Genomic DNA, 13,506 nt, shown 5'->3' with positions numbered 1-13,506 from the left:
CTGACGTGAGTACCGGGTTAAAGTCGAGAAAACCGGGTTACCGGTCCAGACTTCAGATGTCCCGAAGAGGAGCTTTCTGTGCGCGCCATGGTGGTTACGGAACTGTCCGGTCCCGAAGGAATTGTCGCGCAGGAGGTTCCCGAGCCCGCAGCCGAAGGTCTTGTTCTCATCGATGTGAAGGCCAGTGGCGTCTGCTTTCCGGACCTGCTCATCACCTACGGCAAGTATCAGATCCGCCCGGAACCGCCGTTCATTCCCGGCGCGGAGATCTCGGGCGTCGTGGTCTCCGCGCCGGAAGGGTCGGGTTTCGCTCCGGGCGATCGTGTTCTCGCGGCCGCGTATCTGGGTGGGTATGCAGAGCGGATTGCCGTCAACCCGGCGCAGGTACTCCGAATTCCGGACGGACTCGCCTTCGACGAGGCGGCCTCGCTGATCATCAACTATCAGACGATGGAGTTCGCGCTCGCTCGTCGCGCGAAGATCGTCGCGGGGGAGACAGTCGTCGTGCTGGGCGCTGCAGGCGGAGTCGGAACGGCAACCATCCAGCTGGCCAAGGCGCACGGTGCCCGGGTGATCGCCGTGGTACGACGCGAGGGCGTCGATGACTTCTTGCGTGAGCTCGGTGCCGACGAGGTGGTCGCGCTGGCTCCGGGATGGGGAGAGCGGATTCGGGAACTGACCGACGGCGTCGGCGCTCAGATCGTGGTGGATCCGGTGGGCGGCGATGCGTTCGACGACGCGGTCCGGGTTCTGGCACCCGAAGGACGACTCGTGGTGATCGGATTCGCCGGCGGCGGTATTCCCGAGATAAAGGTGAACCGGGTGCTGTTTCGCAATATCAGCATTGTCGGCGCGGCATGGGGTGAGTTCACGCGTACCAATCCCGAGGCGGTAGCCGAGATACACGCATCGCTGGTAGAACACGTCCGAAACGGCTTGCGTCCGCTGGTCAAGGCACGGTATCCGCTTGCCGACGCAGCAGTTGCCCTGGCTGATCTCGAAAGCGGCAAAGTTCTCGGAAAGGCCATCTTGCTGCAGGAATGATTCTTCGCAACGTGATGGTGGTCACCAAATAATAAGTTGCAACATGTTTTCATTTGGGCAATAGTTGCAACCGCACTACCATTTGCCAGGTGATCGCTTCCGATTCTGATGACCTGTATGGAGCACTCGACGAGTTGTTCACTCGCCTGATGAGCGCCGGTGATTCGGAGTCGATCGATGCGTTGATCGAACTGGATCTCTCGTTCTCTCAGGTGCGTGTGCTGTTCGTACTTGCACAACGTGATGCGGCGATCCCGATCAACGAGGTTGCCGACGAGCTTCGGCTCTCGGTGGCAGCTACGGGGCGGAACATCGATCAGCTCGTGAACATGGGTCTGGTCGATCGCCGTGAAGACGAGCGGGACCGACGCGTCAAGCGGGTTTCCTTGTCGGAGGCCGGTCGTAAGGTGACGACCAACCACATCGAGTGCAAGCGCGGCCAGCTTCGCGAATTCGCGTCGCGTGTTCCTGAGCCAGAGCGGATTCGTTTGTTCGAGGCTCTCAAGCCCATTCTCGCGGGTGACTATCTGCGAGCACTTAACCAGGAGACTTCGCGATGACATCGCCGAACGCGCCGGCACCGGCGTCCGACAAACTTGACGGGGCGGTCCTCAAGATCGCTTCCGTGGTGGTGCTCGGCGCCATCATGTCGATTCTCGACGTAACCGTGGTGAGCGTCGCGCTCACCACTTTTGCCGAGGACTTCGAAACTTCGTACGCCACCGTCGCGTGGACGATGACGGCCTACACGCTCGCCTTGGCGACGGTCATTCCGGTTACCGGTTGGGCTGCCGACCGTTTCGGTACCAAGCGCCTGTACATGACGGCCCTGGTGCTGTTCGTACTCGGTTCGGTCGCTTGTGCGATGGCGTGGGACATCACCTCGCTCATCGGCTTCCGCGTGCTCCAGGGTCTCGGCGGCGGCATGTTGATGCCGCTCGGTATGACGATCATGACCCGGGCCGCCGGTCCGGACCGCGTCGGTCGCGTCATGGCAGTTCTCGGTATCCCGATGCTGCTCGGCCCCATCGGTGGCCCGATCCTCGGTGGTTGGCTGATCGAGGCCGCGAGCTGGCACTGGATCTTCCTGATCAACCTGCCGATCGGCATCATCGCGTTGGCAGCAGCATTCATCATTCTGCCGTCCGACAAGGCGAAGCCTTCGGAGTCGTTCGACTTCCTCGGCATGATCCTGCTGTCACCCGGCCTCGCGCTGTTCTTGTTCGGTGTGTCGTCCATCCCCGAGGTGGGAACGGTTGCGTCGGCTCGGGTTCTGGTGTCGGCCGGTATCGGTCTGGCGCTGATCATCGCCTTCGTGTTCCACGCGCTCAACAAGGATCACCCGCTGATCGACCTGCACCTGTTCAAGAACCGTCAGTTGACCACCGCCGTCATCACGACGTCGCTGTTCATCGTCGCGTTCATGGGCGCCGGGTTGCTGTTCCCGAGCTACTTCATCCAGGTCGGCGGTCACACCACGCTCGCGGCCGGATTGTTGATGGCTCCGCAGGGTCTGGGCGCTATGGTCACCATGCCGATCGCTGGTCGACTGGTCGACAAGATCGGCCCGGGCAAGATCGTCCTGACCGGTTTGCCGCTGATTCTCATCGGTTTGGGTGTGTTCACACAGGTTGCCTCGGATTCCCCGACGTGGCTGCTGATGGGCGCCTTGTTCGTCATGGGCCTCGGTATGGGTTGCACCATGATGCCGCTGATGACCGCAGCTATCGTGACGCTCTCCAACGAGCAGATCGCTCGCGGCTCCACTCTGATGAACATCGTTCAGCAGACCGCAGGTTCGATCGGTACCGCCGTGATGTCGGTGGTCTTGACCAACCAGCTTCTCGATCGTGGCCTCGATACGACGATGGTCGGTGCGGCCTCGCACATTCCGACCGAGCCGGGAAGTCCGCAGGAGTCTGCTGCGAATTCGATTCTCAGTGCGGCGTCGGACGCTTTCGGCAACACCTTCCTCGTTGCCACTGTGCTGATCGTCCTGACCCTCATCCCGGCGTTCTTCCTACCGCGGAGCAAGACCACCAGGCCGGTGGCCGAGGGCGAGACGGCAACGCCGATCGTTATGCACTGACCGCTTTTCGGTAGATCGTTCGTCCAGGTGAGGGCGGCACACATCTTGTGTGCCGCCCTCATCTTTTTGCCGTGGAATACAGCCGGATGGTTGAATGTTTGATCAGTTACATGCAAACGCATGGATCTAGTTCGCGGAGGAGCAACCATGCAGTTCGGAATCTTCACGGTCGGTGACGTCACCACTGATCCCACGACGGGGGCGACCCCGACAGAGCACGAGCGCATCAAGGCCATGACAACCATCGCCAAGCACGCCGAGGAAGTCGGTCTCGACGTCTTCGCGACCGGCGAGCATCACAACAAGCCGTTCGTTCCGTCGTCTCCGACGACGATGCTCGGATACATCGCTGCTCAGACCGAGAAGATCACGTTGTCCACGTCCACGACGCTGATCACCACCAACGACCCGGTGAAGATCGCCGAGGATTACGCGATGCTCCAGCACCTCGCCGAGGGGCGCGTCGATCTGATGATGGGTCGCGGAAACACCGCGCCTGTGTACCCGTGGTTCGGCAAAGACATTCGCGCCGGTATCCCGTTGGCGCTCGAGAACTATCAACTTCTTCGCCGGCTCTGGGACGAGGAGGTCGTGAACTGGCAAGGGGAGTACCGCACTCCACTCCAGGGATTCACGTCCACACCGCGCCCGCTGGACGGCGTCGCGCCGTTCGTGTGGCACGGCTCGATCCGCAGCCCCGAGATCGCGGAGATCGCGGCGTATCACGGCGACGGATTCTTCGCGAACAACATCTTCTGGCCGAAAGAGCACTACATCGAGCTGATCAATCTTTACCGCCGGCGTTACGAGCATTACGGCCACGGGTCCGCGGATCAGGCGATCGTCGGTCTCGGTGGTCAGGTCTTCATGCGCAAGAACAGTCAGGACGCGGTCAAGGAATTCCGTCCGTATTTCGACAATGCTCCGGTGTACGGCCACGGGCCCTCACTCGAAGAGTTCACCGAGCAGACGCCGCTGACCGTCGGTTCCCCTGAACAGGTCATCGAGAAGACGTTGGCGTTTGCCGATTTCTTCGGTGACTACCAGCGCCAGCTGTTCCTGATGGATCACGCCGGACTGCCGCTGAAGACGGTGCTCGAGCAGCTCGATCTGCTCGGTGAGGAAGTTGTTCCGGTTCTGCGCCGTGAGTTCGCGGCCAGGCGGCCAGCACATGTGCCGGACAACCCGCCCACTCACGCGTCGATGAAGGCGGCTCGTGAGGCAAGCAGTGTCACTGCCTGACGAGCAACCGCCTGAGGTTCCGGTCAGCACCACCGAACTCGCCACCGACGCCTGGGAAGCCTTGTTTCGCGCCCAGGTGTCGGTGATGCGGCGGCTCTCTGCCGATGACGTCTGGGATCAGGTGTCGATGCGCGAGTACGACGTGCTGTTCACGCTGAGTCTTGCGCCGAGTAGTTCCCTTCGCCTGCATGACCTGAATCGGGAGATATTGCTGAGCCAGCCTTCGCTCAGTCGCCTGGTGGAACGGTTGGAGGGCGAAGGTCTGGTAACGAGAAGTGTTGATCCACAGGATCGCCGCGGGACGATCGTGCAACTCACCGAAACGGGTGCAGCGCTGCAGAAATCAGTGGGTCGCCGTCATGCCGCGAGCATCCGCCGCCACGTCGGACCGGCCCTGGACGCGGATGAACTTCGACTGTTGGCCGAATTGTGCACGCGTCTGCGTCTCGCGCAGTCATGACTGGAGGCAGGATGGACGATATGAGCAACCTCGAAGCGCAGCCCGTCGAGCAGGAATGCGAAGGCCATCCGGCGGAGAGCGAGATTCAGATCCTCACCCCGCGCGACGTACCGCTCGGTGGCCCGCGGGCCATGCGAGTGCGACGCACCCTCCCGCAACGCGAGCGTTCGCTGATCGGGGGATGGTGTTTTGCAGATCATTACGGTCCGGATGACGTCGGCTCAGGACCGGGCATGCATGTGCCGCCGCATCCGCATACCGGTTTGCAGACGGTGAGTTGGCTGTTCACCGGAGAGATCGAGCACCGTGACAGCATCGGTTCCCATGCGATGGTGCGGCCGGGTGAACTGAATCTGATGACGGCCGGGAGTGGGATCGCGCACTCCGAGGTGTCGACGCCGAATACGAAGGTTCTGCACGGGATGCAGTTGTGGGTGGCGCTGCCGGATGCGGCGCGCGATACCGCACCCGCGTTCGTTCACTATCGACCGGAGCCGGTGACCACCGATGGTGTCACGCTCAGTGTGTTCCTCGGTTCGCTCGCCGGTGAAACGTCTCCGGTGTCTACCTTCACCGAATTACTCGGTGCCGAGGTGATTCTCGATCCTGGGGCCGAGATCGCCCTCGATGTCGATCGTTCACATGAGCACGGCGTGATCGTCGATCAAGGATCGGTTGTTCTGCGTGGTACCACTGTCGACTGGGCCGAGTTGGGTTATCAAGCACCGGGTTTCGGAAAACTGACTTTGCGCAATCCGGGATCCGAACCGGCTCGACTGCTACTTCTCGGCGGGAAACCGTTGGGCGAGCAGGTCATCATGTGGTGGAACTTCATGGGCCGTACACACGAAGAGATCGTCGAGTATCGACGCAAGTGGCAGGCCGAGCTTGCCTCCGGATTCGACGGCAGCGTCCCGGACCGGCGTTTCGGCGTCGTGCCGGGATACGACGGTCCGGCGCTCCCGGCACCCGAGTTGCCGAACAGTACGTTGCGGCCCCGAGGCTAGTCGTTGCTCTTGCTGCTACCGGCCGCGAGCGTCGTTTCGATCAGGCTTGTTCGATGTCCTGGTGAGCCTTCGCGAGCATGATGTAGCCGGCGCCGTTGGCGGTGATACCGGCCTTTTCGCCTTCGGAGAGTTCACGTTTGACCTTGGCTGGCACGCCGGCGACCAGTGATCCAGGCGGGATTTGCATCCCCTGAGACACGACGGCGCCGGCTGCAATCAGTGACCCCGAGCCGATGTGTGCGCCGTTGAGCACCACGGCACCCATGCCGACGAGAACGTCGTCTTCGACGGTGCACCCGTGCAGCACCGCGTTGTGGCCGACCGAGATTCGTTCGCCCAGTACCGCGGGGAACGTCGGGTCGGCGTGAACCGTGCAGTTGTCCTGAATGTTGGTGTCAGCACCGATGGAGATCGATTCGGCGTCGCCGCGCAGGACCGCGCCGTACCAGATGCTGGCTCCCGCAGCGATGGTCACCGCGCCGACAACGGTGGCGTTGGGTGCGATGAACGCACTTTCGTCGATCTGCGGGGTGTTACCGAGAACGGTGGCGATGATCGGGTTGGTCATGGTTCTCCTGTGCGTTGGAATGACGTGCTCTGACGGTACCTGGACTACTTCGCTGTGGGTTTTCGATTCATGACGACTGTGCCGACGCCCGCGGCCACCACCAGTGCGATGGCCACGAGTGTGAACGCGTCGAGCGTTTGCCCGATCACGAGGACTCCGGCCAGTGCGGCCGCTGCGGGTTCGAGGGCGATGAGGACGGCAAAGACTTTCTTGGCTAGAGAGCGCAGCGCCCACATTTCCAAGCTGTACGGGATGACGGACGAGAGGACGGCGACGGCTGCGCCTGCGGCGAGCATCGTCGGATCCAGCAGTTCACTTCCGCCCGAGACGACGCCGAAGGGCAGCGTCAATACGGCCGCGACGATGCTTGCGCCTGCCAACCCGTCGGCGCTCGGGAGCGTCGCGGCCAGGTGGGAACCGGCCACGATGTATCCGGCCCACGCAGTAGCGGCGATCAACGCGAACATCACCCCGATCGGGTCCAAACCGGATTCGCCGTGATCGCCCAACCCGAGCAGCAACACTCCGCCGAAGGCGAGCAGCACCCATGCTCCGTCGGCCCACCGACGAGACAGAACTGCGGCCAGGGTGAGCGGTCCGAGGAACTCGATGGTGACGGCCGTTCCGATGGGCACTGTGTCGAGGGCGAGGTAGAAGGCGCCGTTCATCACGGCGAGGGCGATGCCCAGCGCGAAGATGCCTTTGCGCTGCCGGTTCGACCATCTGCTCCATCGCGGGCGGACGATGACGCCGAGGATGATCGCGGCGATCGTCAGCCGCAGCGTCGTGGCTCCGGCCGGCCCGATCTGCGAGAACAGTGTCGTCGCGAATGCCGCTCCGAACTGGAGCGACAGTATCGACGTGAGGACTGCTCCGACCGGCAGTAGCTGACTGCCGGCCTTCATTCTCCGGTGAACTCGGGACTTCGACGCTCGAGCATCGCGGCGACGGCTTCGTGGTGATCTCGGGTGTGGTGGGCGATCGACTGCATGGCGGCCGAGAGTTCGAGCAAGCTCTCGAGGCTCTGGTGCTGGCCCTCGCGGAGGAGCTTTTTGGTCATGCGGAGTACCTGCGGGGGATTGGCGGCTACTCGAGCTGCCAAAGCGTGCGCAGCGGAAAGCAATTCCTCGGGCTCGGTCACCTGCGAGACCAGACCCCAGTCGAGTGCCTTCGCAGCATCGATCGGTTCACCGGTGAACGCCATCTCGGCCGCGCGGGCGTTGCCGATCGCGCGGGGGAGCAGCCACGCTCCGCCGTCGCCGGGAATGAGTCCTACCTTGACGAAACTCTCGGCGAAGACTGCGGCGGTCGAGGCGATGCGGAGGTCGCACATGAGTGAGAGGTCGCAGCCCGCTCCGATGGCCGGGCCGTTGACCGCCGCGATGGTCGGCACCTCACACGTGTACAGCGCGAGCGGGATGCGTTGGATGCCGTGCCGGTAGCCCTGGCGGATCTCGCCGGGTGCGCCACCGAACATGCCCTCCTTGTCTCGCATGTGCTTGACGTTGCCGCCGGAGGAGAAGGCCGATCCGGCCCCCGTCAGAATGACCGTGCGCACACTCTGATCTCGGTTGACCGCGGTGACTGCGTCTTCGAGGGCCTCGATCATGTCGATCTCGGAGATCGCATTGCGGGTGTCCGGGCGATTGAGGGTCCACGTGACCACATCGCCGGTTCGCGAGATCAGTACGGCGTCGCTCATGGGTGCTCCTGGTTGTCGATGGCAGTTGAGCTCAGTCTCTCACCACAGGATTTCGCAATAACAATCATTCGTGCTTGATTTTTATGGATGTGAGTGTGATGCTGGTCGCATGGCCGAACTTCAGACGTTCATCGATGACTTGCGGGCCGAAGGCGAGAGCCTCGACGCCCTGGTTGCGGATCTGCCCGAGGAGAAATGGGCGACAATGACGCCTGCGGAAGGGTGGACCATCGCACATCAGATCGGGCACCTGCACTGGACGGACAGTGCAGCGATCCTGGCGATCACCGACCCGGACGGGTTCGCGGAGCAGTTGAAGGCGGCGTTCGTGAACCCGGCAGGGTTTGTCGACGACGGTGCTGCCGAACAGGCGGCCCGCCAGCCGGCGGAGTTGCTCGCCGATTGGCGAGCGGGGCGCACCGCTCTCGTCGAGGCGCTCACCGCCGCCCCGGCCGGAACCAAGTTCCCCTGGTACGGCCCGCCCATGGGCGGTGTCTCCATGGCTACCGCGCGACTGATGGAGACGTGGGCGCACGGGCAGGACGTTGCCGACGCACTCGGCGTCGAACGCGCTCCGACGGCGCGCATCAAGAACATCGCTCACCTGGGTGTGCGGACGCGAAACTTCGCGTACTCGGTCAACGAGAAGACGCCGCCCGCCGACGATTTCCGGGTTGAGTTGACCGCGCCGGACGGGTCGCTCTGGACCTGGGGGCCGGAAGATGCGCCGCAGAAGGTCACCGGGCCGGCGTTGGACTTCTGCTTGCTGGTCACCCAGCGTGCCAATCGCGCCGATCTCGATCTGGTCGCCGTGGGTGCCGATGCGGACGAGTGGCTCGGGTTCGCGCAGGCCTTTGCCGGACCCAGCGGTGAGGGACGAGCCGCCGTCGGATCCAGCGGTGAGGGACGAGCATCGAAGGTGGGCAAATGAGTTCGGTACGGATCGGTAACTGCTCCGGGTTCTACGGCGACCGCGTCTCGGCGATGCGCGAGATGCTCGAGGGCGGCGAACTCGACTACCTGACCGGCGACTACCTGGCCGAACTGACGATGTTGATCCTCGGGCGGGATCGGATGAAGGACCCGTCGCTCGGCTACGCGAAGACGTTCCTGCGGCAGGTGGAGGACACGCTCGGCCTTGCGCTCGACAAGGGGGTGAAGATCGTCGCGAATGCAGGCGGTCTCAATCCCGCCGGACTGGCCGACGCGTTGCGCGAGGTCAACACCAAGCTGGGGTTGAACGCGAAGATCGCCCACGTCGAGGGCGACGATTTGATCTCTCGGGCAGACGAACTCGGACTCGGCTCCCCACTGACGGCCAATGCGTACCTCGGCGCCTGGGGCATCGTCGAAGCATTGTCGGCCGACGCCGATGTCGTGGTCACCGGACGGGTCACCGATGCGTCGGTGATCGTCGGTCCGGCCGCTCACCATTTCGGTTGGAAGCGAGATGATTTCGATCAGCTTGCCGGTGCTGTCGCGGCGGGCCACGTCATCGAGTGCGGAACCCAGGCCACCGGCGGCAACTACGCGTTCTTCACAGAGATTCCCAATCTGGGCCGGCCTGGCTTCCCGATCGCCGAGATCAACGCGGACGGAACCTCGGTCATCACCAAGCACGCCGGAACGGACGGCGAGGTGAGCGTCGGCACGGTGACGGCGCAGCTGCTGTACGAGATCACCGGTGGACGCTATGCAGGCCCGGACGTGACGACCCGCATCGACAACGCAGTGCTCACCCAGGAAGACCCGGACCGGGTGTTGATCAGCGGCGTCACGGGCGAGGCTCCGCCGCCGCAGTACAAGGTCTCCCTGAACACGCTGGCCGGGTTCCGTAACGAGGCCACCTTCATCCTCACGGGTCTCGACATCGAGGCCAAGGCCGATCTGGCGAAGACTCAGCTCGAATCCTGGCTGACGAAGAAGCCCGCCGAACTGGTCTGGACTCTCGCTCGCACGGATCATCCGGATTCCGACACCGAGGAAACCGCGAGTGCGTTGCTGCGCTGCGTGGTTCGCGATTCCGACCCCAAGGTGATCGGTCGCCCTTTCTCCGCGGTTGCGGTGGAAATGGCACTTGCCAGCTACCCCGGCTTCTCGCTGACGGCTCCGCCGAGCAACGGCCAACCGTACGGAGTGTTCACCCCCGGCTACGTCGACGCGGGATCGGTGCCGCACGTGGCCGTACTGCCGGACGGCACGCGCGTGGACATCGCTCCGTCCACGTTGACGCAGGACCTCGAACCCGTCGGCGAACCGGAGCGTCCGGAGCCGTTGCCGCCACAGACGTCGCTTTCAGTACCACTCGGCACGATCGCCGGTGCCCGTAGCGGCGACAAGGGCGGAAATGCCAACGTCGGCGTCTGGGTTCGCACGGACGATCAGTGGAAGTGGTTGGCGCACACACTGACCGTCGAGATGCTCAAGGAACTGCTACCGGAAGCAGCAGACCTGAACGTCACTCGCTACCAGCTTCCGCACCTTCGTGCCGTCAACTTCGTGATCGAGGGAATTCTCGGTCAGGGTGTCGCCTCGCAGGCGCGGTTCGATCCGCAGGCCAAGGGAATTGGTGAATGGCTGCGTTCGCGCCACATCGACATCCCGATTTCGCTACTCCCCGTAACTGACGAGAAAGAGGATTCACGGTGACCGTGTGGACCACACCGGAAAGGCTTGCGCTTCGCGAGACCGTACGCGGATTCGTGAACCAGGAGATTCTGCCGCATCTGACGCAGTGGGAGCGAGACGGCGAGATTCCGCGCGAATTGCACCGCAAGGCAGGCGCTCTCGGACTCCTCGGGGCCAGCGCACCCGAATCGGCCGGTGGTGAGGGCGGCGACGCCGTCGACTCCATCGTGATCTGTGAGGAGATGCATCAGGCAGGTGCGTCGGGCGGGCTGTTCGCATCGCTCTTCACCTGCGGCATCGCGGTGCCGCACCTGATCGCGGCCGGCGACGAGGCGCAGATCGAGAAGTGGGTCAAGCCGACCCTGCGCGGCGACAAGATCGGCTCGCTCGCCATCACCGAGCCCGGCGGAGGCAGCGACGTCGGGCACCTGACAACTACAGCCAAGCGCGACGGCGATCATTACGTCGTGAACGGCGCCAAGACGTTCATCACCTCCGGCGTTCGAGCGGACTTCGTCGTTACAGCGGTGCGCACCGGTGGTCCCGGCGCGGGTGGTGTCTCACTGCTCGTGATCGAGAAGGGCACACCGGGATTCACCGTCTCGCGCAAACTCGAGAAGATGGGCTGGCGCGCATCCGATACCGCGGAACTCTCCTTTGTCGACGCCCGGGTTCCGGTGGAGAATCTGGTCGGTGCAGAGAACAGCGGCTTCGCGCAGATCGCCCAGGCATTTGTCTCCGAGCGGGTAGCGCTCGCCGCGCAGGCGTATGCCAGTGCAGAACGTTGCCTGGAGCTGACGCTCGAATGGTGCCGCGCCCGTGAGACTTTCGGTCGCCCCCTGATCAGTCGGCAGGCCGTCCAGAACACCGTCACCGAGATGGCCCGCAAGATCGACGTCGCCAAGGTGTACACGCACTCGGTGATCGAGCGGTACATGGCCGGTGACGGCGATCTGATCGCCGAGGTGTGCTTTGCGAAGAACACGGCAGTCGAGACGGGCGAATGGGTTGCGAACCAAGCTGTTCAGCTGTTCGGCGGCCTCGGATACATGCAGGAAAGCGAAGTGGAGAGGCAGTACCGGGACATGCGAATTCTGGGAATCGGTGGCGGAACCACCGAAATCCTCACCGGCCTCGCGGCCAAGCGATTGGGGTATCAGTCATGAGTGTCATCCGGTCAACACTGGACACCAATTCCGAGGTGTACAAGACCGCAACTTCGACCATGAACACCAAGCTCGCCGAGATCGAGGTCGAGCACGCCAAGGCGTTGGCGGGTGGCGGCGAGAAGTACACCGAGCGGCACCACAAGCGGGGAAAGCTCCTGGCACGCGAGCGGATCGAACTCCTGCTCGATCAGGATTCACCGTTCCTCGAACTGTGTCCCCTCGCTGCGTGGGGGAGTGACTTCCCGGTCGGAGCCAGCACCGTGGTCGGTATCGGCGTCGTCGAAGGTGTCGAATGCCTGATCGTCGCCAACGATCCCACCGTGCGCGGCGGCACCAGCAATCCGTGGACGCTGCGTAAGGGTTTCCGGGCCAACGACATCGCCATGCAGAACCGCCTCCCGGTGATCTCCCTCGTAGAGTCCGGCGGCGCAGACTTGCCGACGCAGAAAGAGGTGTTCATCCCGGGCGGGCGTATGTTCCGTGACCTCACTCAGCTGTCCGCAGTCGGAATCCCCACCATTGCACTGGTCTTCGGTAACTCGACGGCCGGCGGTGCGTACATCCCGGGCATGTCCGACCACGTCGTGATGATCAAGGAACGCTCCAAGGTGTTCCTCGCAGGCCCGCCGCTGGTCAAGATGGCCACCGGTGAGGAATCCGACGACGAGGCACTCGGCGGCGCCGAAATGCACGCTCGCAAGTCCGGGTTGGCCGACTACTTCGCCGCCGACGAGCAGGACGCGATCCGCATCGGGCGCTCGATCGTCAAGCGGCTCAACTGGACCAAGAAGGGGCCGGCGCCGCGCGCGGAGATCATCGAACCGCTCGAGGATCCGGAAGAGTTGCTCGGCGTCGTTCCGGCCGACCTGAAGATCCCGTTCGATCCGCGTGAGGTCATCGCCCGTATCGTCGACGGTTCCGACTTCGACGAGTTCAAGCCGCTCTACGGTTCCTCCCTCGTGACCGGGTGGGCCGAGCTCAACGGCTACCCGATCGGCATCCTGGCGAACGCACGTGGAGTGCTCTTCAGTGAGGAATCACAGAAGGCCACGCAGTTCATCCAGCTCGCCAATCGTTCCAACACGCCGTTGCTGTTCCTGCACAACACCACCGGGTACATGGTGGGTAAGGAATACGAGGAGGGCGGCATGATCAAGCACGGATCGATGATGATCAATGCGGTTGCCAACTCCAAGGTTCCGCACATCTCGATCCTGCTCGGAGCGTCGTACGGCGCCGGTCACTACGGTATGTGCGGACGCGCGTTCGATCCGCGGTTCCTCTTTGCGTGGCCCAGTTCCAAGTCCGCCGTCATGGGCGGTGCGCAGCTCGCCGGCGTCATCTCCATCGTGGGACGCGCTGCTGCCGAGGCCCGCGGCCAGGTCTTCGACGAGCAGGCCGACGCCGGCATGCGCGCGATGATCGAGAACCAGATCGAGGCCGAGTCACTTCCGATGTTCCTGTCGGGTCGTCTGTACGACGACGGCGTCATCGATCCCCGAGACACCCGCACCGTGGTGGGAATGTGCCTGTCGGCCATCGCCACCGCCCCGATCGAAGGCACCGAGAACTTCGGCGTCTTCCGTATGTGAGGCAC

General features: G+C 63.4%; 13 protein-coding genes. 10 read left to right on the top strand and 3 right to left on the bottom strand.

The window, feature by feature from the left end; all coding sequences use genetic code 11:
* The first annotated feature begins 78 nt into the window (after window positions 1-78).
* From ACN50D_RS15305 to ACN50D_RS15280, 6 genes are all read left to right on the top strand, one after another.
* Entirely contained in the window at window positions 79-1,044 is a 966-nt protein-coding gene (locus ACN50D_RS15305; RefSeq protein ID WP_064074184.1) for an NADPH:quinone oxidoreductase family protein, read from the top strand.
* 89 nt (window positions 1,045-1,133) lie between these two features.
* Window positions 1,134-1,604, top strand: a complete 471-nt coding sequence (locus ACN50D_RS15300; protein WP_003941890.1) for a MarR family winged helix-turn-helix transcriptional regulator — start codon at window positions 1,134-1,136, stop codon at window positions 1,602-1,604.
* Window positions 1,601-3,133 (top strand): DHA2 family efflux MFS transporter permease subunit, encoded by a 1,533-nt coding sequence (locus tag ACN50D_RS15295; RefSeq protein WP_003942006.1) that lies wholly within the window; start codon window positions 1,601-1,603, stop codon window positions 3,131-3,133. Before ACN50D_RS15300 ends, ACN50D_RS15295 begins: the two co-directional genes overlap by 4 nt.
* Window positions 3,134-3,280: 147 nt before the next feature.
* Window positions 3,281-4,375 (top strand): LLM class flavin-dependent oxidoreductase, encoded by a 1,095-nt coding sequence (locus ACN50D_RS15290; protein ID WP_007728412.1) that lies wholly within the window; start codon window positions 3,281-3,283, stop codon window positions 4,373-4,375.
* The gene (locus tag ACN50D_RS15285) at window positions 4,362-4,835 is read left to right on the top strand and encodes a MarR family winged helix-turn-helix transcriptional regulator (RefSeq protein ID WP_007728410.1); all 474 of its coding nucleotides are present in this window, start codon (window positions 4,362-4,364) and stop codon (window positions 4,833-4,835) included. The genes ACN50D_RS15290 and ACN50D_RS15285 overlap by 14 nt, the downstream gene beginning before the upstream one ends.
* A 20-nt stretch (window positions 4,836-4,855) precedes the next feature.
* Window positions 4,856-5,842, top strand: coding sequence for a pirin family protein (locus ACN50D_RS15280; protein WP_209921351.1), 987 nt, complete (start codon window positions 4,856-4,858; stop codon window positions 5,840-5,842).
* A 40-nt stretch (window positions 5,843-5,882) separates the two neighbouring features.
* Here ACN50D_RS15280 and ACN50D_RS15275 read toward each other — a convergent pair whose 3' ends face one another.
* Genes ACN50D_RS15275 through ACN50D_RS15265 form a run of 3 tightly spaced genes read right to left on the bottom strand, consistent with a single transcriptional unit; the run spans window position 5,883 to window position 8,112 of the window.
* A complete protein-coding gene (locus tag ACN50D_RS15275) occupies window positions 5,883-6,410 on the bottom strand; it encodes a gamma carbonic anhydrase family protein (RefSeq protein ID WP_212633894.1) in 528 nt (175 codons plus the stop codon).
* 44 nt (window positions 6,411-6,454) lie between these two features.
* Complete coding sequence (locus ACN50D_RS15270) at window positions 6,455-7,315, bottom strand: EamA family transporter (RefSeq protein ID WP_007728407.1); 861 nt, start codon at window positions 7,313-7,315, stop codon at window positions 6,455-6,457.
* Window positions 7,312-8,112 carry a crotonase/enoyl-CoA hydratase family protein gene (locus ACN50D_RS15265; RefSeq protein WP_047268912.1) on the bottom strand — a complete coding sequence of 267 codons (801 nt, stop codon included), beginning with the start codon at window positions 8,110-8,112 and terminating at the stop codon, window positions 7,312-7,314. Before ACN50D_RS15265 ends, ACN50D_RS15270 begins: the two co-directional genes overlap by 4 nt.
* A gap of 109 nt (window positions 8,113-8,221) precedes the next feature.
* Between ACN50D_RS15265 and ACN50D_RS15260 the strand changes: the two genes are divergently transcribed.
* Genes ACN50D_RS15260 through ACN50D_RS15245 form a run of 4 tightly spaced genes read left to right on the top strand, consistent with a single transcriptional unit; the run spans window position 8,222 to window position 13,501 of the window.
* Window positions 8,222-9,043, top strand: coding sequence for a TIGR03084 family metal-binding protein (locus tag ACN50D_RS15260; protein WP_003941918.1), 822 nt, complete (start codon window positions 8,222-8,224; stop codon window positions 9,041-9,043).
* Window positions 9,040-10,761 (top strand): acyclic terpene utilization AtuA family protein, encoded by a 1,722-nt coding sequence (locus tag ACN50D_RS15255; RefSeq protein ID WP_050656401.1) that lies wholly within the window; start codon window positions 9,040-9,042, stop codon window positions 10,759-10,761. The genes ACN50D_RS15260 and ACN50D_RS15255 overlap by 4 nt, the downstream gene beginning before the upstream one ends.
* Window positions 10,758-11,906: an acyl-CoA dehydrogenase family protein gene (locus ACN50D_RS15250; protein WP_007728404.1), complete on the top strand. Its 1,149-nt coding sequence runs from the start codon at window positions 10,758-10,760 to the stop codon at window positions 11,904-11,906. The genes ACN50D_RS15255 and ACN50D_RS15250 overlap by 4 nt, the downstream gene beginning before the upstream one ends.
* Complete coding sequence (locus ACN50D_RS15245; protein ID WP_064443326.1) at window positions 11,903-13,501, top strand: acyl-CoA carboxylase subunit beta; 1,599 nt, start codon at window positions 11,903-11,905, stop codon at window positions 13,499-13,501. The genes ACN50D_RS15250 and ACN50D_RS15245 overlap by 4 nt, the downstream gene beginning before the upstream one ends.
* The last annotated feature ends 5 nt before the right edge of the window (window positions 13,502-13,506 follow it).

Origin of the sequence: Rhodococcus sp. SB1D (assembly GCF_048573875.1) — a bacterium.
Classification (GTDB): Bacteria; Actinomycetota; Actinomycetes; order Mycobacteriales; family Mycobacteriaceae; genus Rhodococcus_F; species Rhodococcus_F qingshengii.
Note: the sequence above shows the minus strand (reverse complement) of the source record. Positions and strands in the feature narration are given on the sequence as shown.